The organism is Fictibacillus sp. WQ 8-8 (assembly GCF_024494405.1).
GTDB lineage: Bacteria > Bacillota > Bacilli > Bacillales > Fictibacillaceae > Fictibacillus_C > Fictibacillus_C marinisediminis.
In genome coordinates this window covers 39,502-65,018 of the sequence record NZ_JAMXKG010000004.1, presented here as the reverse complement: position 1 = coordinate 65,018, position 25,517 = coordinate 39,502, and the positions used below count along the sequence as shown (strand labels likewise).

21 protein-coding genes are annotated in these 25,517 nt (G+C 43.9%); 19 read left to right on the top strand and 2 right to left on the bottom strand.

Going from position 1 to position 25,517, the window contains the following annotated elements:
* Positions 1-7 precede the first annotated feature (7 nt).
* A complete protein-coding gene (locus M1K46_RS09765) occupies positions 8-2,050 on the bottom strand; it encodes a molybdopterin oxidoreductase family protein (protein ID WP_256225899.1) in 2,043 nt (680 codons plus the stop codon).
* 227 nt (positions 2,051-2,277) lie between these two features.
* Here M1K46_RS09765 and M1K46_RS09760 point away from each other — a divergent pair, with 227 nt between their 5' ends.
* From M1K46_RS09760 to M1K46_RS09695, 14 genes are all read left to right on the top strand, one after another.
* Positions 2,278-3,012, top strand: coding sequence for a L,D-transpeptidase family protein (locus M1K46_RS09760; protein ID WP_256225898.1), 735 nt, complete (start codon positions 2,278-2,280; stop codon positions 3,010-3,012).
* Between the two features lie 106 nt (positions 3,013-3,118).
* On the top strand, positions 3,119-4,174 hold the full coding sequence (locus tag M1K46_RS09755; protein WP_256225897.1) for an anthranilate phosphoribosyltransferase: 1,056 nt from the start codon (positions 3,119-3,121) through the stop codon (positions 4,172-4,174).
* A 100-nt stretch (positions 4,175-4,274) separates the two neighbouring features.
* The gene (locus M1K46_RS09750) at positions 4,275-4,583 is read left to right on the top strand and encodes a DUF4870 domain-containing protein (RefSeq protein ID WP_062235577.1); all 309 of its coding nucleotides are present in this window, start codon (positions 4,275-4,277) and stop codon (positions 4,581-4,583) included.
* Between the two features lie 280 nt (positions 4,584-4,863).
* Positions 4,864-6,549 carry a NucA/NucB deoxyribonuclease domain-containing protein gene (locus M1K46_RS09745; RefSeq protein ID WP_256225896.1) on the top strand — a complete coding sequence of 562 codons (1,686 nt, stop codon included), beginning with the start codon at positions 4,864-4,866 and terminating at the stop codon, positions 6,547-6,549.
* A 106-nt stretch (positions 6,550-6,655) separates the two neighbouring features.
* Entirely contained in the window at positions 6,656-6,877 is a 222-nt protein-coding gene (locus M1K46_RS09740; protein ID WP_053358199.1) for a spore germination protein, read from the top strand.
* A 52-nt stretch (positions 6,878-6,929) separates the two neighbouring features.
* The gene (locus M1K46_RS09735) at positions 6,930-8,510 is read left to right on the top strand and encodes a PucR family transcriptional regulator (RefSeq protein ID WP_256225895.1); all 1,581 of its coding nucleotides are present in this window, start codon (positions 6,930-6,932) and stop codon (positions 8,508-8,510) included.
* Positions 8,511-8,666: 156 nt separating this feature from the next.
* Positions 8,667-10,130 (top strand): CoA-acylating methylmalonate-semialdehyde dehydrogenase, encoded by a 1,464-nt coding sequence (locus M1K46_RS09730; protein ID WP_256225894.1) that lies wholly within the window; start codon positions 8,667-8,669, stop codon positions 10,128-10,130.
* A 16-nt stretch (positions 10,131-10,146) separates the two neighbouring features.
* Positions 10,147-11,493 carry an aspartate aminotransferase family protein gene (locus M1K46_RS09725; RefSeq protein ID WP_309144582.1) on the top strand — a complete coding sequence of 449 codons (1,347 nt, stop codon included), beginning with the start codon at positions 10,147-10,149 and terminating at the stop codon, positions 11,491-11,493.
* A gap of 594 nt (positions 11,494-12,087) precedes the next feature.
* Positions 12,088-12,978 (top strand): nitrilase-related carbon-nitrogen hydrolase, encoded by an 891-nt coding sequence (locus tag M1K46_RS09720; protein ID WP_062232482.1) that lies wholly within the window; start codon positions 12,088-12,090, stop codon positions 12,976-12,978.
* Positions 12,979-13,005: 27 nt separating this feature from the next.
* Positions 13,006-14,379 carry an NAD(P)-dependent oxidoreductase gene (locus tag M1K46_RS09715; RefSeq protein ID WP_256225892.1) on the top strand — a complete coding sequence of 458 codons (1,374 nt, stop codon included), beginning with the start codon at positions 13,006-13,008 and terminating at the stop codon, positions 14,377-14,379.
* Positions 14,380-14,419: 40 nt separating this feature from the next.
* Positions 14,420-15,706 carry an NAD-dependent dihydropyrimidine dehydrogenase subunit PreA gene (gene preA / locus M1K46_RS09710; protein ID WP_256225891.1) on the top strand — a complete coding sequence of 429 codons (1,287 nt, stop codon included), beginning with the start codon at positions 14,420-14,422 and terminating at the stop codon, positions 15,704-15,706.
* Complete coding sequence (gene hydA / locus M1K46_RS09705) at positions 15,703-17,118, top strand: dihydropyrimidinase (RefSeq protein ID WP_256225890.1); 1,416 nt, start codon at positions 15,703-15,705, stop codon at positions 17,116-17,118. Before preA ends, hydA begins: the two co-directional genes overlap by 4 nt.
* Positions 17,119-17,152: 34 nt before the next feature.
* Positions 17,153-17,386: a hypothetical protein gene (locus tag M1K46_RS09700; protein WP_256225889.1), complete on the top strand. Its 234-nt coding sequence runs from the start codon at positions 17,153-17,155 to the stop codon at positions 17,384-17,386.
* A gap of 59 nt (positions 17,387-17,445) precedes the next feature.
* The gene (locus tag M1K46_RS09695) at positions 17,446-18,705 is read left to right on the top strand and encodes a M20 family metallo-hydrolase (protein ID WP_256225888.1); all 1,260 of its coding nucleotides are present in this window, start codon (positions 17,446-17,448) and stop codon (positions 18,703-18,705) included.
* Between the two features lie 105 nt (positions 18,706-18,810).
* On the opposite strand, the gene M1K46_RS09690 is transcribed toward M1K46_RS09695, so the two are convergent.
* Positions 18,811-19,542, bottom strand: a complete 732-nt coding sequence (locus tag M1K46_RS09690; RefSeq protein ID WP_062232473.1) for a GntR family transcriptional regulator — start codon at positions 19,540-19,542, stop codon at positions 18,811-18,813.
* 296 nt (positions 19,543-19,838) lie between these two features.
* Between M1K46_RS09690 and M1K46_RS09685 the strand changes: the two genes are divergently transcribed.
* From M1K46_RS09685 to M1K46_RS09665, 5 genes are all read left to right on the top strand, one after another.
* The gene (locus M1K46_RS09685; protein WP_256225887.1) at positions 19,839-20,750 is read left to right on the top strand and encodes a carbohydrate kinase family protein; all 912 of its coding nucleotides are present in this window, start codon (positions 19,839-19,841) and stop codon (positions 20,748-20,750) included.
* Positions 20,751-20,767: 17 nt separating this feature from the next.
* Entirely contained in the window at positions 20,768-22,162 is a 1,395-nt protein-coding gene (locus M1K46_RS09680) for a 6-phospho-beta-glucosidase (RefSeq protein ID WP_256225886.1), read from the top strand.
* Between the two features lie 24 nt (positions 22,163-22,186).
* Positions 22,187-23,173, top strand: a complete 987-nt coding sequence (locus M1K46_RS09675) for an SIS domain-containing protein (protein WP_256226141.1) — start codon at positions 22,187-22,189, stop codon at positions 23,171-23,173.
* Positions 23,174-23,239: 66 nt separating this feature from the next.
* Positions 23,240-24,532: an extracellular solute-binding protein gene (locus M1K46_RS09670; protein WP_256225885.1), complete on the top strand. Its 1,293-nt coding sequence runs from the start codon at positions 23,240-23,242 to the stop codon at positions 24,530-24,532.
* Between the two features lie 53 nt (positions 24,533-24,585).
* Positions 24,586-25,509 (top strand): carbohydrate ABC transporter permease, encoded by a 924-nt coding sequence (locus M1K46_RS09665; protein ID WP_256225884.1) that lies wholly within the window; start codon positions 24,586-24,588, stop codon positions 25,507-25,509.
* Positions 25,510-25,517: the final 8 nt, after the last annotated feature.

The window sequence follows — 25,517 nt, the reverse complement described above, 5'->3', positions numbered from 1 at the left end:
TGGTTATTTATTGTATTTTTTCAATACTGATCCTTCCGGAGAAAAAAGTCGCACCGCCGCCCATATCGGCGACCCGGTCAGGCGTTAGAACGTTGACTAACTGTTTTGTACCAGGAAGGTCTGCCCAAAGCCCCTGTGTAACCGCTACTCCAGACAGAACGTTTTCACCGATGGATGCCTGCAGCAAGCATTCTCCACGTTTGTTCCATATTCTTACCATTTCTCCGTTTTCAATGTCCAGTTCAGCTGCATCTCTGGAATTGATATGCAGCTGAGGTGTTTTTTCCAACTGGATATGTTTATCGTTATTACTGAACGTCGAGTTTAAGAAATTATGATTGGGTCCCGGTACGAATAAAAATGGATGATCACCGTCAGCAGGAAGTGGAATATACGTCGGCAGTGCTGGGTAGCCGTCTTCCTCCATCTTTTTGGAATACAGCTCGATTTTCCCGCTTGGTGTCGGCAGTCTTCCTGAAAACAATGGTGTGTTTTTTGCTTTGACAAACTGATTTTCTTTTAACGCCTGCAAATCAATGTCTTCAATATATGAATTGGCCGGGTAATGGAACGCCTGTTCAATCATTTCTTCATCAGAATCTGTAAACACATCATCCTGGAACCCCATCGCTTCGGCCAGTAGGCGGAAAACATCGGGATTGGACTTGCTTTCCCCATATGGCTCGATTACAGGTTCCTGTATCTGAGTGTATTTGTGCCAGTAGGACGTATAAAAATCCGTGTTTTCAAACGATGAGGTAGCGGGCAGCACGATGTCCGCATAGGATGCTGTTTCGGTCAGGAACAGATCGTGAACGACAATGAACAGATCTTCCCGTTCCAGCCCTTTGCGTACTTTATTCCCTTCCGGAGCTACTACAGCTGGATTGCAATTGTATACAAACATCGATGAGATGGGCGGCTTTAAGTCAAGCAAAGCACTTCCGATCTGGTTCATGTTAATGACGCGTGTCCCTTTATTCTTAAGCAGATCTGGCCGTTGAACCGCTGCTGTATTGTGGGCAAGGTAGCCGGAGTTTCCTTTTATCGCGCCACCGCCTTTTACAAGCCATTGCCCTGTTATGGCTGGAAGGCATGCGATGGTACGGACAGCCATACCGCCATTGTCATGATGCTGCAGACCGTTTCCGATGCGGATAAAAGAAGGTGAGACGGTACCGTATAGCGCTGCAAGTTCCTTTAAATCGTCAACCGGAATTCCGGTAATCGCTGCTACGGTATGGGGATCATATTGTTTTACATGTTCCCGGAGTTCTTGATAGCCGATGGAGTATTCTTGCAAGAACTTCAGATCCGCCAGGCCTTCTTCAAAAAGAAGGTTCATCAAGCCGAGAGCAAGAGCACTGTCTGTTCCCGGAAGAATAGGAATAAACCAGTCTGCTAGAATACCTGTCCGGTTCTTATGGACATCAATAACGACGATTTTTGCTCCGTTTTTTCGTGCTTTTTGCGCCAGTGCGACTTGATGCATGTTGGTGCTGACTGCATTTATCCCCCAAAAAATGATTAATTTTGAATGGATGGTGTCTTCAGGATCGATTCCAAAGCTTCCTCCCATTGTGTATTTATAGCCAACCGATCCTGCCACTGAACAGATAGTCTGGTCCAGGCGGCTGGCACCGAGACGGTGAAAAAAACGCCTGTCCATGCCTTCAGCGCTCAATATCCCCATGTTTCCATAAAAACTGTAGGGAAGAATGCTCTCAGGACCCTCAGATGCTATTAGATTTTTCCATTTGGAGGCGATTGATTCTATTGCCTCGTCCCATGTAATTGGTTCAAATTGCCCCGACCCTTTAGGGCCTGTCCGTTTTAAAGGGGAGGTCAGCCGCTTCGAATCATAGATTCGTTCCGGCATATTTCTTACCTTGTTGCAGATGTTCCCTTTTGTAACGGGATGATTTGGATCTCCCTGAACTTTCGTTATTTTCCCATCTGTTTTATGTAGAAGCAGACCGCATTGATCCGGACAATCCAGAGGGCAGACCGAGGGGAAGATGCCATTCTGCTGATTCTTGAAGGTGCTCATGGTTTACTCCTTTCATCCTCTTGTTTATCTAAGGATAAGATCAAATCACCAGATTATCAATGACTTCTTTCCAAAAGAAAGAGGGTTGGTAACTTTAACAAGATACCGAAGAAGCGGTTGTCATTGAAATGAAATAAATTTGTAAAGATTGTAATCTTAATCCTGTGGAGGAGCATATGATTTATTGTTTGGCAACAAACGTAAATTTAAAGTAAGGAAGGGAACAGATGAAAAAATTTTTAGCGCTCCTCTTAACGTTCAGTTTTGTGTTGTTTTTTGCTCAGCCTGCCGGTGCAGCTGGAGTAAGCCAATTCATTATCATCAACAAATCAAAGAATGAACTGGCCTACTATGAAAACAGCAGGCTGAACAGTGTGTTCAAAGTGGCCACTGGCCGAGAAAAGTCTTTTACGCCTGAAGGAAAGTTCAAAATTGTAAACAAAATCGTTAACCGGCCGTACTACTCTGGCCATATTCCTGGAGGAGATCCGAGGAACCCGCTTGGAAACCGCTGGCTGGGATTAAATGCCAGAGGGACATGGGGTACCACTTACGCTATTCACGGAAACAACAACCCGAATACCATTGGCACCTATGCCAGTGCCGGCTGTATCCGCATGTACAACAACGAAGTACAGTGGCTCTTCAGCAAGGTGAAAGTGAATACACCTGTGGTGATAGCGAGTTCGAGCAAATCTTATGATTCCATAGCAGCGGCAAACGGTCTGAAACCATCCTCACTTCCTGCGAACTCCTCTGGGAACCTGAAGCTTGGGAGCAAAGGAACCGAAGTGAAAGAGCTGCAAAGAACACTTACCAATAAAGGTTACAGTACGAAAGGAATCGACGGCATTTTCGGGAAAAATACAGATTCGGCTGTACGCAAGTACCAAAAGGCAAACAAACTGAAAGTCGACGGAATTGTGGGACCGGCAACCAAAAAAAGGCTGGGAATGCTTTAATAGAGAAACAGGAAAAGAGATTCTTATACTGAATCTCTTTTTTTATTTTCTTTCAGGCTAAAAAATGAGATAATTCTAAAATTAACAGATATGAGAGGTGACGGATATGCAGCAATGGATTAAAGAAGTAGGACGAGGAAAACGGGGTGCCAAAGACCTCACGTATGAAGAGGCGCTTAAAGCTGCTGCGTGCATTGCTTCAGGGGAGGCAACGGATGCCCAAATCGCCGCATTTTTTATGGCCGAACGCATCAAGATGGAAACTCCGGATGAACTTCTCGCTTTTATTCATGAATTCCGAAACCATACCGAGCACTTGACGCAGCAGACCACTCGAAAGATACTAGACTGCGGTGGCCCTTACAATGGCAGAAACTCATTTGCCGCCACGATTCCTGTAAGTATCCTGTTATCACAGCAAGGATTGCCAGTGTTTTTGCATGCGGATGAATCGCTGCCTCCTAAACACGGAATTTCATTAAAAACAATATTGGAACACTTAAAGGTTCCGATCGCGCATAGCTTGGAAGAAGTGGAATCTTCTCTTAATCAGACAGAGATCGGGTTTGGGTGGACGGAAAAGCTTTGTCCACCGCTTGGTTCATTAAGAAGAATACGCAAAGAAATCGGTGTGCGGACAATCATGAACACGGTTGAGAAGCTGCTTGATATTTCGAGTGCCAAATACATTATCCTTGGTGTTTTTCATCGATCGGCAGTCAATAAGATCATACCCAGCCTTCAGCGGCTAACCTATGAAAAAGCATTTATCGTGCAGGGGGTGGAAGGTTCAGAAGATCTTCCTGTACACCGAAGCAGCTTTATTTATGAAGTAACCCAAGAGAAAAGTGAATCTATCATTATTAATCCGGAGGACTATGGATTAAAGCATGCAAAGGAAGTAAACAAAGAGAACCTGACTCCTGATGTGCAATGTACAACTATTCAAAGAGTGCTAGCAGGAGAAAAATCAGGAGAGATTGCCCCTTATCGGAATCAAGTGGTTCTAAACGCAGGGCTGCGCTTCTATATACTTGGGCATACCTCTTCCATGGCCGAAGGAACGGCACTGGCAGAACAGCTGCTGAATGGCCGTAAAGGAATGGAGCAGCTTCAGCGCTGGCAGCATCAAGCACATTCCGCTTATACTCATAAGACTTGAGGCGTATGTAAAATTAGACTCAAGGCGAGTTACAAAATGGGGGGAAATCAAATAAACTAAACATATAGTTTATTACAGCAGAAAAAGGAGTTTATGATAATTGGAACATAAAGGACTTCGAATTCTTATTCACGCCAGTACGTGGTTTGCACCTATACTCGTACCGCTGATCGTTTACCTTTTGATATCTGATCGGGAAGTGAAAAGCCTGGCGCTTCAAGCTGCGCTCTTCCATATTGTAATTGGGGTGTTAATCGCTATCTCGGCATTCTTCTCATGGGTACTCATCGGTTTGCCATTCTTGATTGTTTTTGGATTAATGGCAATCATCGCCCCTTTAGTGGGGATTTTCCGTGCATTAAATGACCGGCCTTACCAATATCCGATAGTTGGTTCTTGGGTAAAATAATATTTTGAGGAAAAAGCATTCTCCGATTCATAGGAGGATGCTTTTTACTATGACCTTTGCAGTTAACCTATTTACCTAGTTCATTTCAATTGAAAAAAGTTGATTAGTATTTTGGAAGTATTTTCTATGGAATGTATTGTAAATGATATGTTTGTATAGTAATATGACTCCGATTTGGAGGATGTAAAAGGGGAGTACTAGGTCGATATGCGGGGAACAAAGCCCTTCCCTTTTTTTAAAGCCCTGGTTTCCAAATCAAAATAAAAGAGGAGGTAATGAAATGTCCAGGTCGTACAGGCTGATCGTTTCCGCTGCACTCTTGTTATTTTTGATCATTGGGATAGTTACACCAGCAGAGGCACAATCAAATCCAAACGGAGGAGGTTATTGGCTTCAAAGCGGTAAAGAGAAGATGAAACAGGCAACAATGCTCATGAAGGAAGGGAAATCTGTAGAAAGGTATAGCGAGGAAACGATTCAGGAAAAAACTCTAAAAAGAGTTCAGACCCTGGAAGAGCTAAGAAAAGAAGACAAGCAAAGCAACTCGGCATATGAATCAAAGATGGGACCGCCAACGTTTACTGCGTTGGGCTGGGAGCCGCCGGCATTTGATTATGATCATATCAGTACTGTGGAAGAGTGCCGAGACAACTCATCCAGCAGCTCAAAAACAGGCTATATAAAAAATCATTATTCTTTCTGTTGGTCCCATGTGGCTACTTACCAGATACCAAGGTCATGCCGCTTTGGTTTCTGCTCATATGACGGTGTGCAAATTCAGTTTACAGAAATCGGATACGGATCCAATCAGAGCCGGAAAATGAGAGTATATTACAGCATTGATGATATTCTTGTTACCAATCCTTCGTTAAACGGTGCCAAACTGAAAATTGATCTAGTTTGTCAGGCTAAAATCAATGCAGGTGACTGCAAACCCGATTCTAAGACTCCTGCCATAGAACGTACCATTGCCCAGTGGAAAAACACAAACTTTGGTTTGAAAACATTCCTTTCAGATGCTCCTCCTGCCAGTGAATATAACCCTGATCAGATCGGGTATATGGATTTCTGGCCCAAACTCACCATTAAGCATGCACCTAAGAAGTTTACTAAAACCATTGATGGTATTAAACAGAGAGTTCGTTTTGATTCAGCAAAATACATGTTTGCTTTTCCAGACCAGCATTTTTGGCAGGGAGCGATATTTAGTAAAACGGATGCCGTTTTAAATGTACCGATTACCAAGGCAGAATTCGCTCCTCTAAAAGAAGCAGGTGAACATTGGAAGTTTGCGATGGATCATCCGGAGAAGACCAAACCTTATAAGTTAGGGAAAAAAATACCTGGAGCATTGGGAGACCGTCCTCTTACACGTATGTATACGAAAAGGCATCCCGAAGAATATGCAAAAAACAGGGCTAAGACTAGATCCGTATGCAACAAGGAATTTAAGGATGAAGACCGGACAGGTAAAGAGTGCGATGAATTCCCATTTGCTTCCACTTGGGAAGGGTCATCAACAAATGGCCAGGATTGGTTTTCGGTCAAACTCATACCAAAGGAATCCAATAATGCGGCAGGAAGATGGCTTGCTGCCTGGTATGCCTATGACCGTATATTGGATGATGATCCGTTTTACGTACAAGTAAAGGCTCCTGTAAAAGTGGGGACCATTTCATCATATGGTACTCCCAAGCCAGGACAGGACCATAGATCCAGCGATAACTTTTCCCTAAAAAACATACCTGCTTATACTAGCAAACTGAAATGGAAAGTCACCTCAGGTCCAAAAACTGCTCAGTTTGATGTGATGCATGATGACAACCTGGGTATTGATGAAACCATTTTTAATGACCTGAAAGACGGATCAGTAACAGATATTAAAACTGTGAAAGACATCTACATCGCCAACCCGGAACAAACAAACGATCAAGAATTTAACGTTGATATCTATGCCATTCCTTAAGAAAACAGTGAAGGCCTCTTATAGGAGGTCTTTTCTTTTTGAAAAGAAAAGACCCTTTCAAAGAATATTACATAGGATAGGTTAAAAAGGTAAGGAGGAGTTATGGATGCCTGCGACTGTCGGAGCTGTTAATATCAATACCGTTCGGGAAAGCGGCGTATTTACCATTGGTAATAGCCTGGTTATTAATCCGAAAAGAAATGAGAAATTTTATGCGGGTTCTGGTTTTGGCAACACCGGAAGCACTGTTTCAACCCACACGGATTTCAGTTTCACTCATACTTACGATAGCGACTCGGAAGATAATTCAAATATTGATAATAATTAGCCCAAAGGGAGCGGGTGTTGTAAAATAAAAGAGAAAAATATTCTGACGGAAAGTGGGTGCCGGTATCGTTCTTCATCTGAAATTGACCATAAATGATGTACTGAAGAGGAGTACTTTTTCCAAAGCGAAAGTAGCCGCCGGCAGCAAAGGGCTGAACCGTCTCGTCAAATGGGTTCATGTGATGGAGGTCGCTCAGATCGGAAATCTCCTCAACGGAAACGAGCTAATTCTTTCGACAGGTATGGCATGGAAAGACAACGAACAAGCCTTTCTTTCCTTTGTGCTGGAACTTATTGAGCTGAATGTTTCTGGTTTATGCATCGAGCTTGGAACTCAACTGTCGGCTGTGCCGGCATCGGTTCTTGAAGCTGCTGAAAATCACGGGCTTCCCATCATATTGTTTGAAGAAGAAGTCCGTTTCATCGATATTACCCAGGACTTGCATACTTATCTTATCCAGCAGCATTATAAGATGATCACAGAGCTTGAGAGTTTTTCACAAGCGCTGAATCAGCTGCTGCTAAGCTCAAATCCACAGGAAAATATACTTAAACTTCTCCACCATTCCGTCAAGATGCAGGTGGTTTTTATACAAAGCCAGAAAAACGTGGCACTGTTCCCTGCCGTGGATTCTCCAGAGCAGGAAGAATGGCTGGATTTTATTGAAAAAAACAAGGAAAGCTCCTCGGTGGTAAGGCAGCCCATCCAGGCGCTTGACCATCAATTCGCAGAGCTGATTCTCTGTTCGAAAGACCAGCCGATTACTGATCTGCACGTCCTCCTGGCAGACCGGACGGCTACAGCCATTGCCAACCAGCTGCTCCGGGAGATGTATACCGCTGAAAAAAAGAAAGCGGAAGAAAACAGCTGGATGCAAGAGTGGCTGGAGGGACGCCACCGTGACGAGGAGATCGAAAAGCATCTCGTATATTTGGGAATGAAAGGCCGACATCAAGGGGCGTCTGTTTTTTGTGTTGAATTTGAAAACGGAGAGGCCGGTTTTACTGAAACACAATATCCGTACATACAGATTGTTTTCCGGTCCATTTTCGAACCACTCGGTTTTTATATCCTGCCCTATGCAAAAAGCGACCATCTCATCTTTATCCTCATTAATCTTAGGGATGCTGCTTCATACAAAGAAAGGGTGCGCAAAGGAATCCATCTGGCAAGGGAAAATCAGAAACTTCCTTTGCTCTTTATGGCGGTCGGTAAATGGATAAGCAGACTAAGTGCACTGGATAAAAGCTATGATACAGCTCAGAAGGCGTTAATGCTTCAAACCAAACTTGCAAAAGGAAAAATCAGTCCGCTTTATGACGATCTCCACATGTACCGCCTGATTTCCATGATTCAGGACAAGCAAGAGCTCGATGATTTTATTCAAGATTATCTCAAGCCTGTGATTGAATACGACACAAAGAATAATACAAGACTTCTGAACACACTGAAGGTATTTTTAATGTGCAACGGTTCCAAGCAAGAAACAGCCGGCCATCTTTTTATTGTCAGGCAGACCTTGTACCACAGGATTAAGCAGCTGGAAGAATTGCTTGGCAAAGATTTTATGGAACCCGGAAAGCGCCAAGCCCTTGAATTTGCCGCGATGGCTCATGAATATATGGAACTGTAGAGGCTGAACCTATATCAGTCTCTTTTTATTTACCATTATGTATACCAATTAAGGGAAACCATTTTACGTTATGTCTAATGAAAGTTGTGTATTATACAGATATAATAGAATTGGAAAGTTTAGAATATTTTAAAAATTGTTACGGGAGGTAATTTTATGACAGTGTTGACAAATAAAGCTCAAACGCTTAAAAATTTCGTAAAAGGCCAGTGGGTGGATTCATCGGCCTCTGAATTTCTCGATGTGCCCAACCCGGCTACGGGTGAAGTTCTTGCGAGCGTGCCAATCTCGACGAAGGAAGAGGTAGGACAGGCAGTGCAGGCAGCGAAAGAAGCGTTTAAAACTTGGAAGAAGGTTCCCGTGCCAAAGCGTGCCCGAGTATTATTTAAATACCAGCAGCTGTTAACAGAAAACCACGAAAAGCTCGCACAGCTTGTCGTTATGGAAAACGGCAAAAGCTATAAAGAAGCCTATGGGGAAGTACTTCGCGGCATTGAATGTGTTGAGTTTGCCTGTGGAGCTCCATCCCTTTTGATGGGTGAGTCCCTTGGCAGTATCGCTGAAGACATTGATTCAGAAATGTTTAGATATCCGCTCGGTGTTGTAGGAGGCATAACACCTTTTAACTTCCCGATGATGGTGCCATGCTGGATGTTTCCGCTGGCGATCGCATGCGGAAACACGTTTGTACTTAAGCCTTCTGAAAGAACACCAATTCTTGCTAACCGTCTTGCAGAGCTATTGGCAGAAGCAGGATTGCCAGAAGGAGTCTTCAATATTGTCCATGGTGCCCACGATGTCGTTAACGGACTGATTGAGCACGAAGATGTGAAAGCGGTTTCGTTTGTCGGCTCTCAGCCAGTGGCGAAGTACGTCTATGAAAAAGCAGCAGCTAAAGGAAAAAGAGTTCAGGCATTATCAGGGGCAAAGAATCATCATATCGTCTTGCCGGATGCTGATCTGGATAAAGCGGTCCAGAACGTCCTAAGTTCCTCGTTCGGAAGTGCTGGCCAGCGTTGTATGGCGTGCAGCGCTGTTGTATTAGTCGGCCATCAGGATACCTTTGTTCAAGCATTAAAGGATAAAGCGGATGAAATGAAAATGGGATATGGCATGGATGAGGATGTTCTGCTGACACCGATCATCCGTCAGAGCCACCGTGAAAAAGTATTGGGCTTAATCGAAAAAGGCAAGGAAGAAGGCGCTGTATTAGTACGGGACGGAAGAGAAGATATGGGCAACCATGCTGACGGAACATTTCTTGGGGCAACGATTTTTGACCAGGTAACACCTGATATGATGATTGCTCGGGAAGAGTTGTTTGCTCCGGTTCTCAGTATTCTTAGGGCTGCCGATTTGGATGAAGCGCTGGAAATTGTCAACACATCAAGGTTTGGAAACTCAGCTACCCTCTATTCACAGGATGCAAAAGCTGTGCGCCAATTCCGTGAAGAAGCTGAGCCTGGCATGCTTGGCGTTAATGTTGGTGTGCCAGCTCCAATGGCATTCTTTCCGTTTTCCGGGGCAAAGGATTCGTTCTATGGAGATCTGCATGCGAACGGTAAGGACGGCCTAAACTTTTTTACAAAGAAAAAAATGATCACTTCCCGTTTTGTTTAATTTGAGAGGAGAGACTGTGATGCAAACCGAGCAAAGGGATCTTCTTCAGCAAAAAGATCAACAGTACATCTGGCATTCTATGAAACGGTATAACCCTTCTACCATGGTCGTGAAATCAGCAGACGGATCATGGATTACAGACAATGAAGGCAAAAAATATCTGGATGGAATGGCAGGTCTGTGGTCAGTCAATGTGGGATACGGGAGAAAAGAGCTGGCCGAAGCCGCTTACAGCCAATTAAAAGAGCTGCCTTATTACCCCCTGACACAAAGCCACCAGCCAGCCATAGAATTAGGTGAAAAACTGAATCAATGGCTTGGCGGTGACTATGTTATTTTTTTCTCAAACAGCGGATCAGAAGCAAATGAGACAGCCTTTAAGATCGCAAGGCAGTACCATCAGCAGAAGGGCGAGCAAGGACGCTATAAATTCATTGCCCGCTACCGAGGATATCATGGCAACTCCATGGGTGCTCTTGCGGCAACCGGGCAGGCGCAGCGTAAGTACAAATACGAACCGCTCGGACAGGGCTTTCTCCATGTTGCTCCACCTGATAGTTACCGGTTCCCTGATTATCATAATGTCGAGTCCTACAGTGAAGAATGTGCTTCTGAGATTGACCGGGTGATGACATGGGAGCTTTCGGAAACCATTGCGGGTGTCATTATGGAACCGATCATTACTGGAGGCGGTGTCCTCATCCCGCATGAGACCTATATGAAAAAAGTAAAAGAAATCTGTGAAAAACACGGTGCCCTGCTCATCTCTGATGAAGTCATCAACGGTTTTGGACGGACGGGTAAGGCGTTCGGTTTCATGAATTACGGCGTGCAGCCTGATATTGTGACCATGGCAAAAGGGATTACAAGTTCTTACTTGCCGCTGTCTGCAACAGCTGTAAAACGTGAGATCTACGAGGCATTTAAAGGAGACGGAGAGTATGATCATTTCCGCCACGTCAATACGTTTGGAGGAAATCCGGCTTGCTGTGCAGTCGCCCTGAAAAACCTGGAGATCATGGAAAACGAAAATCTGATCGAACGCTCCAGAGAGAAGGGGGCAGAGCTATTAAAGGAGCTGTCTGAACTTGAAGCACATCCTTATGTTGGAAACGTCCGAGGGAAGGGACTGCTTTTCGGCATAGAGCTTGTTCAGGATAAAAGAACGAAAGTACCGCTGTCAGTAGACCAGGTTAACGGAGTCATCAGTGCGTGCAAGGCGAAAGGACTCCTGATCGGCAAAAACGGAGACACGGTTGCGGGCTTTAATAATGTGCTTACTCTTGCTCCCCCTCTGAATATTACGGATGAGGATGCAGCCTTTCTTGTAAAAAGACTGAAAGAAGCCATCTTTTCCCTTTAAATTTGGCTGTTTTCGTAACCTTGTTGCCCTTGGGAGTGGTTGATTTCCGTTTCAGGCTGCTCCCTTTCCGCGGGGCGTGCGCTGAACCCCTCGGCGCAAGCGCCTGCGGGTTTCACCTGTCACGCTCGTCCCGCAGGACAAGGAAGGCTTCGGCAGCGTTATATCGCATGAAGAAAATGTGAAATTCATTTTCGAGGAGTCTCGCACCTTCCACTCCAATCAACTTGTCAATGAAGCTCTATTACAAAAAGGTTCCCAAAGCAACAATCTTTTAGAAATGAGCCTTAAATTTTCATCATGGCTCCCAGCTAAAGGAGCCATGGTGTTTCCTTCAAAGGTGAATTTAACATAGTGTAACGAAAAGCAGCTCCAACATTTGACGGAATGTATAATGAAAATTTGTTTGAAAGCATGTATAGTAAAAATATTCAGAATTTTAGAATGATTACATAGTGTTCATGGAGAATGTTATTACGTAAGACCAAATTGTACCCTTCCGCTAACATGAAAATCTGTTTCATGCCTCATCGTTGTTCAACATCCATCTTATTGTTTTTTAGATACTTTAACCAACTAAATAAAAGGGGAGATATGATGTCAAACATGGTTAAGATTGGTCTCATTCAAGCTTCCAATGAAGCAGATGGCAATGAATCCGTGTCGGTTCACAAGGAACAGGCGATTGAAAAGCATATCAAACTCGTAAGGGAAGCCGCAGAAAAAGGAGCTCAAATCATCTGTTTGCAGGAGATTTTTTATGGTCCTTATTTTTGTACGGAACAAAATGCCAAATGGTATGATGCGGCGGAAGAAATTCCGAACGGCCCTACTACCAGCAGATTTCAGGCATTGGCACGTGAATTGGGCACCGTGATTGTGCTTCCAATCTATGAAAGAGAAGGGATTGCAACCTATTACAATACAGCTGCAGTGATTGATGCAGACGGCTCCTACCTTGGCAAGTACCGAAAACATCATATTCCACAAGTGAACGTTGGCCATGAAGGCAACGGTTTCTGGGAGAAATATTACTTTAAGCCCGGTAATCTTGGATATCCGGTTTTTGACACGGCGTTTGCCAAGGTAGGGGTTTATATATGCTACGACCGCCATTTTCCGGAGGGAGCTAGACTTCTAGGGTTAAACGGTGCTGAAATCGTGTTTAACCCTTCTGCCACGGTCGCTGGCCTTTCGGAATACTTATGGAAGCTCGAACAGCCGGCTCATGCGGTTGCCAACGGATATTATATCGGAGCGATCAACCGTGTAGGAACGGAAGGTCCATGGAACCTTGGGGAGTTTTATGGTCAATCATACCTTTGCGATCCGCGTGGGAATTTTGTAGCCATGGGCAGCCGTGATCAGGATGAAGTGGTCATTGGTGAGATGGACAAGGAATTGATCCGTGAAGTAAGAAATACCTGGCAGTTCTTTAGAGACCGACGTCCTGAAACCTATCAGGAAATGACTACGCTTTTGCCTTAATTCCAAAGAATAGAGGGGGCATACAAAATGAGTAACGGAAGCCAAGCGTTTATTTCACTGCAAGAACTTCAGCGAAACTTTGACGAGGTAAGGTCAGGATTGACTCCAGCGGAAGCCAGGGACGAATCGAACAGGTGCCTGTATTGTTATGATGCTCCATGCATTCAAGCCTGTCCGACCGGGATCAACATCCCGTCATTTATTAAAAAGATCGCATCTGGGAACTTAAAGGGTTCAGCAAGGATCATCATGGAATCGAACCCTGTAGGAGCAAGCTGTGCAAGGGTTTGTCCGACCGAGGAGCTCTGTGAAGGAGCATGTGTACTCAACGACTCCACTAAACCCATCATGATCGGTGATCTTCAGCGCTATGCCACAGATTGGGCGATCAAGAACGAACAGACATTGTTTAAGGCTGGTGAGAAAAACGGCTTAAAAGTTGCTGTGATCGGCGGCGGGCCTGCAGGTTTGTCATCAGCCCGAGAGCTTGCTCTGCTCGGCTATGAAGTCACTATTTTTGAAGCAAAAGAACAGGCTGGAGGGTTAAATACGTATGGCATCGTCTCCTTCCGCCTGCCGCAAAAAGTTTCATTATGGGAAGTACAGCAAGTTGAAAAACTCGGTGTAGAAATAAAAACGAATACGATGATCGGAAGAGATGTTCAGGCAGCGGATGTTCTTACTGAATATGATGCTGTAGTACTTGCTGTGGGAATGTCGAAGGTACCGATGCTCCGAATTGAAGGAGAAAATCTTGACGGTGTCCACGATGCTATTCAGTTTGTGGAAGACACTAAAACAAAAGAACTTTCTGAAGCTTACATCGGCAAAAGGATAGCCGTCATCGGGGCAGGCAACACAGCTATTGATGCGGCAACGTGTTCCGTTCGCTTGGGAGCGGAGAATGTAAAAATCCTTTACCGCCGGACTCAGGAGGAAATGACCGCATACGATTTTGAGTTTGAATTCGCAAAACAGGAAAATGTGGAATTTCGGTGGCTGACCGCTCCAAAACGAATCATTGGAGATGAAAAAGGCAAGGTGAAGCAGCTGGAATGCATCCGCATGCAGCTTGGCGAGCCAGGAACAGACGGGCGAAGAAGGCCGGTTCCGGTCGAAGGATCTGAATTTATTCTGGAGGTTGACGCAGTCATTAAGGCGATCGGGCAGACAAGGTATACCAATCTGATTGAATCCTTTGGGCTCGAACATCAGTGGGGAACGGTTAAGGTCAACCTTGAAACCTATCAAACTTCCAATGAAAAAGTGTTTGCTGCTGGTGATGTTATTTTTGGTGACGGGCAGGGAGAAGCGATGGTCGTTACAGCTGCACAGCAAGGGAAAAGAGCAGCTTATGCGATTCATCAGACGTTAAAGAATTCCATAATTGAGACCGCGTAACCATTTGTTTTTCAATCAAATCACTTAGGAGGGTCTTTATATGGCAGATTTGCGTATTAACCTTGCAGGAATTGAATCACCAAATCCATTTTGGCTTGCCTCTGCACCGCCAACCAATTCGGGGTATCAGGTTCAGCGTGCTTTTGAAGCTGGCTGGGGAGGAGCAGTATGGAAAACGCTGGGTGAACCAATCATCAATACAACCGCCCGTTTTGCAGCTGTTAGTTTTAACGGGAAAAAAGTAGCAGGATTCAATAATATAGAACTGATCACAGACCGCCCCCTCGAAGTAAACCTTAAGGAAATCTATGAAACGAAGAAAAGGTTTCCGAACCATGCCATTATCGCCTCTTTAATGGTAGAACCGAAAAGGGAAAAATGGCACGAAATCGTCAAGCGGGTAGAGGATGTGGGCGTTGATGGACTGGAACTGAATTTCGGCTGTCCTCATGGTATGGCTGAACGTGGAATGGGTGCAGCTTCAGGACAGCAGCCTGATCTGGTCCAGGCACAGACGATGTGGGCGAAGGAAGCTGCGAGAACGCCTGTCATTGTGAAACTGACACCAAACATCACGGATATTACGGTTACCGCTAAAGCAGCCGTTCAAGGCGGAGCGGACGCAATCAGTATGATCAATACGATCAACAGTTTAGCCGGTGTGGACATCGACACCTGGAATACGATTCCTCATGTTGCAGGCAAGGGAGCACATGGAGGCTATTGCGGACCTGCGGTTAAACCGATCGCCTTGAACATGGTGGCCGAATGTGCAAGGAATCCTTACATCAATGTTCCGATCTCAGGAATCGGCGGGATATCAACATGGCGGGATGCAGTGGAATTTATGCTGATGGGGGCAGGAGGCGTACAAGTCTGTACAGCAGCCATGCATCACGGCTTCAGCATTGTAGAAGATATGATTGATGGCTTAAGCAACTACTTAGATGACAAAGGAATCTCATCGGTTCAGGAGATTATCGGAAAATCAGTGGAACGTTATTCTGACTGGGGCAACCTGGATCTAAACTACAGGATTGTCGCCCGCATCAACAATGATGTCTGCATCAATTGCAACAAATGCCATATTGCATGTGAAGATACTTCTCATCAATGCATTGATATGCTTACAGATCCTAACGGGCAAAAATATTTGGAAGTCCGAGAAGAAGACTGTGTAGGCTGTAACCTCTGTTCGATTGTATGTCCTGAAGAAGGTGCGATCGACATGATTGAACTTCCTCATGAGCAGCCTCCGATGACTTGGAACGAACGCCAGACGGTTTTGGCTGGATACAAAGATAATGAACGGGAGGCAGCAAAATGAAAAAAGTGATAAAAAACGGTACAATCGTAACCGCATCTGACACGTTTGTGGCAGATGTTCTCGTTGAAAACGGGAAGATAGCAATGATCGCAAAGAACCTTCCAAGTGAAGGCATGGAGGTGATCGATGCTGAAGGATGCTATATCTTTCCGGGAGGCATCGATCCCCATACCCATCTGGAGATGCCGTTTGGCGGTACGGTAAGCAGAGATGATTTTGAGACCGGTACGATTGCTGCAGCCTTCGGAGGAACAACGACGGTTATCGATTTCTGCTTAACTGACAAAGGGGTTCCACTGAAAAATTCCATCGAAACGTGGCATAACAAATCAAAGGATAAAGCCGTCATCGACTATTCGTTCCACCTTATGATTGGGGAAATAAACGAAGAAGTCATGAAGGAGATTCCACAGGTAATAGAGGAAGAAGGCATCACTTCATTTAAAGTATTTATGGCGTATAAGAACGTGCTTCAGGCAGATGATGAAACCTTGTTTAAGACGCTCGTTATGGCAAAAGAACAGGGAGCCCTCGTTATGGTACATGCCGAAAACGGGGATGTCATCGATTTTCTGACTAAAAAAGCGCTCGAAGAAGGGAAGACGGATCCCATATATCATGGATTGACGAGGCCGCCGGAACTGGAAGGTGAAGCAACTGGCCGTGCCTGCATGATGACAGGGCTGGCTGATTCTCAGCTGTACGTGGTTCATGTATCCTGTCAGGAAGCAGCCGAAAAAATTGCAGAAGCAAGAAGCAAAGGCTACCAGGTTTATGGAGAAACTTGCCCTCAATACCTAGTGCTTGATCAATCCGAATTGGAAAGGCCTGATTTTGAAGGAGCCAAATATGTCTGGTCCCCGCCGCTTCGGGAAAAGAAACACCAGGAACCGTTATGGAATGCTTTAAAAAGCGGCCAGCTTCAGACGCTGGGTTCGGATCAATGTTCGTTTGATTTTAACGGCCAGAAAGATCTTGGCAAGGGAGATTTCACCAAGATACCTAACGGCGGCCCGTTCATCGAAGACCGGTTTTCTGTACTTTTTTCAGAAGGAGTAAAAAAAGGCCGAATCACGCTCAACCAGTTTGTTGACATTGTTTCTACCCGATCAGCAAAACTGTTTGGTTTGTTTCCTGAAAAAGGAACGATCGCTGTTGGCAGTGATGCAGACCTTGTAATCTTTGATCCGACAAAGGAACGAACTATTTCTGCGCAAACGCATCACATGGCCGTTGACTATAATGCGTTTGAAGGAATAAAGATCACTGGTGAGCCGGTATCTGTTTTATCCAGAGGCGAGTTTGTTATTAAAGATAAAACGTTTGTCGGCGAATTGGGAAAAGGCCGTTATATTAAAAGAAAACGGTTCAATGCCGAAGGGCAGAAACAGCTGGCGGCGCTTTCCAAATAATCGGTAGTCACACTCTTGAAAAGGAGGATGGGGTATGTCAGCATCACAGGAATATTTTGAGGAAAAGGAAAAAATAGATTTTCTCCTGTATCAGGGATATCAGATTACGAGAGTGTCAGAGAATCTTGATGGTGCCGCAGTAGAGTTTGAACGTACAGGTACTACGAATCAAGAAAGGGAAGTTCTTCTTCTTCAAACGGCAGATGCCAGAAAGTATTTTTCGTCTATCATGTTTCATCAGCAAAAAAATCTTACACCGGCAGAATAATAGACAAAGAGGTTGTTGAGTCATTTTCAGCAGCCTTTTTGTACGTTGAAAAAGGAGGAATGACTGTGAAAGTTGAACAGATTCAGATCAATAGTGAACGGCTGAATGCCCATTTGCAAGAGTTGGCCAAGATAGGAAAGATTGGGGAAACAGGTGTATGCAGGCCAGCCCTTTCACCTGTGGAAAAAGAAGCCTTTAAACTTGTAAGTACTTGGATGGAAGAAGCAGGGATGTCTGTCAGGATTGATCATTTTGGAAACTTGATCGGCAGAATCGAAGGCAAGGATAGGAAGGCTCCGGTGCTCATGATAGGTTCACATCTGGATTCTCAGCCTTACGGAGGCCGTTTTGACGGGCCTGCTGGGGTTCTTGCCGGCATTGAAGCTGTAGCCACCTTAAAGGAACAGGGGATTACACCAGACCGGCCGATCGAAGTTGTATCGTTTTGTGATGAAGAAGGATGGAGGTTTAACCGAGGCTTGTTTGGGTCCAGGGGTATACTGGGCAAGCTGGATGAAGGAGATTTAATGCGTAAGGACCAGGATGGAGTTACAAGAGAACAGGCTTTGCGTGATTTCGGCTGTGATCCAGCCAAGTTTCATGAATCACAATATCAGCCGGGAAGCATCCATGCTTTCTTGGAGCTTCATATTGAGCAAGGCCCAGTGCTGGATAAGTCTAATCTTCCTATTGGAGTTGTAACTGGCATCTCTGGCCCTTTATGGTGGACGGTCAAGCTGAAGGGATTTGCGGGGCATGCGGGTTCCGTTCCTATGGGGATGCGGCAGGACGCTATGCTGGGAGCTTCAGAAATCACACTCGCTCTCAACCGGATCGTCCAGCAGGAACCGGGAGCACCAACGGTTGGAACGGTCGGCCATGTACAGGTCTTTCCGAATTCAAGAAACATCATTGCTGAAGAAGTAACGTTTACCGTCGACCTGCGGGACATTGACCAAAACCGCCGTGACCGATATGAGAAACAGCTGCGGCAGGAAATTGAGGAGATCTGTCAAAAGTATCAGCTGAACTACGAGATTCAGGAAGATACGAACAGTGAGCCGCGTTATTGTGCCGACTGGATCAAGGAGATTATGCACGACGAAAGCAAACAGATGGGACTGGAAACACCAGAGCTCATGAGCGGGCCTTTCCATGATGCATTGATGCTCTCTTATGCGTGTGATTACGGAATGATTTTTGTCCGCTGCAAAGACGGCATCAGCCATAATCCTGCGGAATTTTCTGCACCGGAGGATCTTGCGAAGGGGACGGAGCTGCTATATCGGACGATGAGAAGAATGATGTTAGTTAAATGAGAAAAGGCATGCAGGCGTTTAATATCGTCTGCATGCCTTTTGTATCTTTGAGTGTGAGTAAAATTATTAAGAAATCCTTAATCACTATTAAAAATATACTTTTGGTTACTTTTCATAATACCTTTCCATCACAAACTTTGAACGATCTCCACGGACAATGCTAGAGGAGAGTTCGATGGGGGATTGTTTGGTTGAATATGTTATGGACTCCAATAAAAACGAAGGGGATCCTACAGGAATGTTTAGTAATTCACTCATTGTTTGATTGGTTAAGATAGGCTCAATTGATTCCATAGATCGGTAGATATCAACCTCAAATTTGGTTCTCAACAATTGGAATAATGAACCTGAACAATCTTCCTGGATCAGGCTAGGAGCAATCTTCCAAGGGATGAACGATGTGGAATGCTGAAGAGGTTCTGTTCCCCCATATCGCAAGCGTACCAGCTTGATGACAGGGTCATCTTCTTTAATCTCAAGAGCTTGAGCCAGAGAGAAATATGCCGGAATGACATCTAAGGTCAGCACTTTTGAATAAGAAACGAGTCCGGCGTCTTTCATTTGTTCGGAAAAGCTCTTAATGCTCTGGGAGAGAGCCTCATTTATCTTAGGCTTGGATACAAAGGTCCCTTTTCCTTGGACCCGATGAATTTTACCGTCAATCTCAAGCTGCTGCAAAGCCAGCCTGATGGTTGTTCGGCTAACATCAAACATCTGGCATAATTCGGATTCCGTGGGCAGCTGACTGCCTACCGGATAGGTTTCATTTTTAATAAGCTCTAAAAGTTTCTCTTTGATCACGTAATACAAGGCAGTTCCAGGGTTTTTATTTATCATATTCTCACTCCGATTAATCTCATACAAAATAGATGTATACATATGTTACAACAAATTTATTGCCATTTACAAATTTATTTAATAGTTAAAATAATTTACAGGGGTATTTTGGAGCCAAAGATGACCACACCAAAGAATACTATATGGCTTAGTTCTAATCAAAAATGAGCAAAACCAGTATTATTCAGACACCTTTTTATATAATCTAAAAATTTAGAATATTCAATTGACAAGAATCATGAAATGAAATAGATTTGTAGTAACAACATAACAAATAAAAGGAAGGGGGTATTTTTATGACCTATGATGTTCTGGTTCAAGGAATCATTTCAACCGATATCATTTTTTCATCCATTCCTAAACTCCCAAAACCAGGAGAGGAAGTATATTGCGGGTCTTTTGAATTTACGTGTGGAGCTGCTTACAACACAGCGGTTGCACTATCAAGATTAGGAATGAAAGTAGCTGTTATCTCTCCTATCGGTAATGATTTTTTAAGCCGTTTTATGAAAGAAAGTTTAGAGGCTGAGGGTGTATCTACTTCACTAATGCTAGAAGTAGATCAGCCGTTGCGTTGTTTATCGGTGGCCATTAATTATGGGGGAGACCGGTCGTTTCTTTCCTATCAGGATAACGTGGAGAAATTGAACCTGGCAGATTACGCGAAGACGGTGATTCAAAAGACTGATTCGAAAGTATTGCATACCGGCGCGGTAAGGGAGAATATATCCGTCATTGAAACCGCTAAGAAAAAAGGCATGTATATCTCTTTGGATGTCGGTTGGGATGAGGAATGGCTTACGAACCCTCAATTAGATGAACTAATTAAAATGGCAGATATCTTTACCCCCAATCAAAAAGAGGCAGAAACGATAACGGGTTTATTGAATCCTCTAGAGGCCATTGAGAAATTAAACAAATATGCTGCCCCTGTAGTCATTAAATTGGGGGAAGAGGGGGCAATTGTAAGATATAAAAACGCTACGAAAAAGATTTTAGGATATAAATGCAGTGCAGTTGATACAACAGGCGCAGGCGATGTTTTCTCTGCCGGACTGTTAACTGGAATTCTAAAGGGATGGTCATTAGATGATTCAGTAAAGCTAGGCAATTACTGTGGAAGCTGTTCGGTGCAAAGTCTAGGAGGAACGACCAGTAGCCCGACCTGGCAACAAGTACAGCAGGATTTTTTTGAACCCAGTAAATAATATAGGAGGAATGAATAATGAAACTGACCATTTTAGGCGGTGCCGGTATGAGAACACCGTTATTGATTGAAGGGTTGTTTAACCATACAGACCTTGCGTTTAAAGAAGTGACCCTCTTTGATGTCGATGAAGAGCGGCTTTCGATCATGGGGAACATCTCTCGACATTTGGTAGAGAAACATCAGGGTACTTTTAAATTATCGTTTACAACGGATATCCGTAAAGCGGTACAAGGGGCAGATTTCATCTTTTCTGCCATCCGTGTGGGGCAAGAGGAAGGAAGGGTTCTTGATGAACAAATTGCCCTTAAATATGGTGTTTTAGGGCAGGAAACGACGGGACCTGGCGGATTTGCCATGGGATTACGGACGATCCCGGTAATGCTGGAATATTCCAAGATTATCAGTGAGGAAGCACCAGATGCCTGGCTGCTGAACTTTACCAATCCTGCAGGGTTAATGGCACAGGCACTTACTACATATGGAGCTCACAAAAAAGTGATAGGAATTTGCGATGCGCATGCTGGAATTAAAAACTCACTATGTAAATTTTTGAAGGTACCGCACACCGACCTTCAAGTCAACTACTTTGGATTAAACCATCTCGGATGGGTACCTTCTGTTTATGACAAGGGAGTGGATCGTCTCCCAGAGATCCTTGACAATTATGATCACCTTTCCCGCATTTCACATACCTTCCGCTTTTTCGAACCCGAATTAATTCAAAACATGGGCATGCTGCCGAACGAATACCTGTATTACTTTTACTACTCTGATCAGGCAGTGAACAATATTAAGCAATCCTATCAGACAAGGGGACAGCAAATCGTACAGTTAAATCGGCCTCTCCTCCAGAGAATTTCAGAACTCGTCCATCAAGGACGAATGGAAGAAGCTTGGAGTGATTATCAACAAACTTTAGATGCACGGGGGAGCACCTACATGTCCAGGGAGACAACAGGACAAGTTCACGATGTTCACGAGCAAGAGGAAACCGTTGAACTTTCCTTTGAAGAAGAAGGATATGAAGGACTGGCATTAAACATTATCCGAAGTATTGCAAATAACAAGCAGCAAGTCTTAACGTTAAATGTCCCCAACGATGGTACCATTGCTCAGCTTCATAAAGATGATGTAGTAGAGGTCCCATGTCTTGTTAATAAAAATGGATATTTCCCATTAAGTATTGGGGAGGTACCGGACTTTGCTCTTTCCTTGATCCATCCGGTGAAAACGTATGAACGGTTAGCCGTTGAATCTGCCGTGAAGGGGGATTATCAAGCGGGTGTTAATGCTTTAACTGTTCATCCTCTTGTTCCATCGTTCACATCGGCCAAGGCGATGATGGATGACTACCTTGAAGCCCATAAAGAACACCTCCCACAATTTAGGGGCAAAAATATAACGGTTTAATGGCAGGAGGAGAAATCATTGAATGTGTTTATAAAAGAGGTAGCTGAACAGCCTCAAGCTTTAAAAGATACCCTTGAAGCCAACAGGGGCAATTATTTGTCCCTGGATCTCAATCGCCCGTTGCTTTTTACGGGCATGGGCAGCTCATTAGCAGCTGGCCAGTTGGCAGCCCTTTATTTGAACGCAAAGGGTTATCCTGCAGCAGCAGTGGACACCTCTGAGCTCCTTCACTATCAAATACCAATGCTGAAACACTATCAACCCATCATTGTTTCACAAAGCGGAGAATCGTATGAAGCCTGCCGGTTAGCCGCTCAACTTTCAGAATATACCGCGATTACGAACACACCACAAAGTACCCTGGCTCAAGGTGCGTCTCAAGTTTTTTATACCGCAGCTGGAAAGGAAGAATCAATCACTGCGACAAAAACATTTACCTCAACAGCTGGTTTATTGCTTCAATTGTGCTCTCAGTGGGTGAATGCACCGTTAGAACAAGCGTTATTCCAAGCGGTTTCTAAATTAGAGACAGCCATTAAAGAAGAGGAGATTAGCAGCCGAATAGGAAATTTTCTATCCGAAGATCGACCACTGTTTTTGCTTGGCCGTGGTCCGAGTGTCATCACCTCTGATCTAGGTGCCCTTTTATTAAAAGAAGCGGCTAGAATGCAAACTGAGTCATTATCGCTAGGACAATTTCGCCACGGACCGTTTGAATTGCTGGCGGATTCTTTTCAATGCATTCTGTTTAATCCAAAAGGAACTACAGAGTCGCTAAATCATAATTTTGCGATTGAAATTGCTGAGTTAGGGGGCAAGGTAGTTTACGTTTCAGATCAGGCATTGACTCATCCAAATGTGCTGTCGATCCAACTGAATTCAATTGATGATTTTGTGAGCCCTTTGATTTATGCCTATGTGGTTCAAATGGCAACCGCAGCCCTCAGCCAGAAAAAAGGTTTGTTTCTCGGCCAAGCCACACTTTTATCAAAAGTGACAACGAAAGAGTAAGGATTAAACATTTATTTAAAGGGAGGGTCTATGTTGAAAAGAGGCGAAGTTCTTTTTCTTTTATCATTGATTTTTATCTTGCTGACCGGATGTAATGCAGCACCACCAACGAGTGGAGAGAAAGGTGAAGCGAAAGATGAAAAGCTGAGCTGGAACAACAAGAAAGATCTAAAGGGGGAAGAGATCACCTTATTATGGGTGAATACTGACGGTGAAAATGGTCCTCGAGGAAAAATATTGAAAGAATTTACAAAAGACACAGGTATCAAAGTTAAAGAGATTGCGGTTGATTATAATTCACTTTATAACAAAATTACAACAGCGGTACTTTCCAACTCTGCAGATATAGATTTAGCTGAGATGGATACCATTTGGGCAGGTCAATTTATGGAAGGTAAGATAGCGTATGATTTAGCCGATTCGGTACCAAAAGATGTTCAAAAGAAATACACTCAATCGTCTTTAGGTTCTGTCATGTATAAAGATCAACTTGCCGCTGTACCATTTTTTTCAAGTACCAAACACTTCTATTGGAACAAAGAGCTTCTTGCGAAAGCAGGATATAATGCGCCTCCTAAAACATGGGATGAATTTAGAGAAATGTCTAAAAAACTCACAAAGAATGGGGTTTATGGTTCCGCATGGTCTTGGAAACAAGCAGAAGGATTGAATTGTGACTTTGTCAGCTTAGTATATGGCTTTGGCGGTAAGTTCTTTGATGAAAATGGAACCCCCGTTTTTAATAAAAGCGGAGGATTGAAAGCGCTTCAATTTATGGTTGACCTTGTTCAAAAAGATAAAACGGTGGACCCTGCGAGTATGCAGTGGAGTGAAGATGATGTGAAAAACGCGTTTGCTGCTGGAAAAATTGCTATGATGACGAACTGGGAAGGAATGTATCCGGATTTGAATGATCCATCCAAATCCAAAGTGGTGAATAAAACGGATGTAGGGCTAATGCCAGGAAACGGAGACGTAGAGTCAGCCGCAGTAACGGGATCGGAAGGCATCTCATTAATGAGAGATAGTAAACATAAACAAGCAGCGCTTCAATTCTTAAAATGGATGAGTACAAAACAATTCCAACTTCCGATGTTTGAGCAAGATGGGATGTATCCAACATTAGAAGGGTTGTATGACGATCCCGATCTCAAAGCAGCAGACAAAACCAAAACAGTGGATAAGATTATGAAGCAATATCAATATGGGCAAAATCGTCCGAACGCTCCGGGTTACGTGGAATGGGCTGACATTTTATCCGCAGAAATCCATGAAGCTCTCTTAGGCAAAAAATCACCAGAAGATGCTTTAAACACCGCAGCAAAAAATATCGAAAAAGCCATTGAAGATGCAAAATAAAAAACGAGAAGCGGTTAGATACTAACCGCTTCTTCTTTCGCAGGAGGCTGGCGATGGGAAAATCTACTGGAAAGTTAGTGAATCCGAGGTTAATGGACAGGAAACAGAGAAAAGAAATACTTTTTGCTTTTGTCTTATTGTTTCCAACCTTCTACATACTCTTTAAGACCTTTTTGTTCCCCATTTACCAATCGCTTGTCTGGAGTATGTACAAGTATCATATGCTGGATGGTTCTGACGTTGTATTTGTTGGATTTGGTAATTTTATTGCGCTATTTAAAAATCATGATTTTTGGACCGCGACGTATTTTACCGGTTACTTTACGGTGATTTCAACCGTTGCCGAATTAGTATTGGGCTTATTTAGTGCTTTATTGTTAAATCAAATGTTCAGGGGAAGAGTATTTTTTCGAATGATAATTATTATTCCTTGGGCGATGCTGACTTTAGTTAACGGCTTGCTATGGAAATGGATTTTCCAGCCAGGGAACGGGTCGTTTACGATTATTCTTAAAAAAATACATGTTCTGAGTGCGAGTGAAAATCCACTCTGGCTGGCAGATGCCCATAATATTATCAATTCCGTTGTAGTAGCTGACGTTTGGAAAATGACACCCTTTATGACGTTATTATTATTGGCAGGTTTACAAGCAATTCCATCATCTCTGTATGAAGCAGCGATGATGGATGGAGCGGGTTTTTGGAAAAAGCTTTGGTATGTGACCATTCCTCAGTTGTTTCCGATATTGATGATTGCGGTAGTCCTTCGTACGATAGCTGCTTTTCGGGTGTACGATATTTTAACAGTTTTTACAGGCGATCCGACTACGTCGATCTCGTACCTGACGTTCAATAAAGCCTTCCGTTATTTTTACCTTGGAGAAGCTTCCGCCATGGCTTGGGTCTCTACAGCGATCATCTTAGTATTTATTGTTTGGTATATACGATTGTTAAAGAAAAATTCTCATGAGTTTTAAAAGGAGGG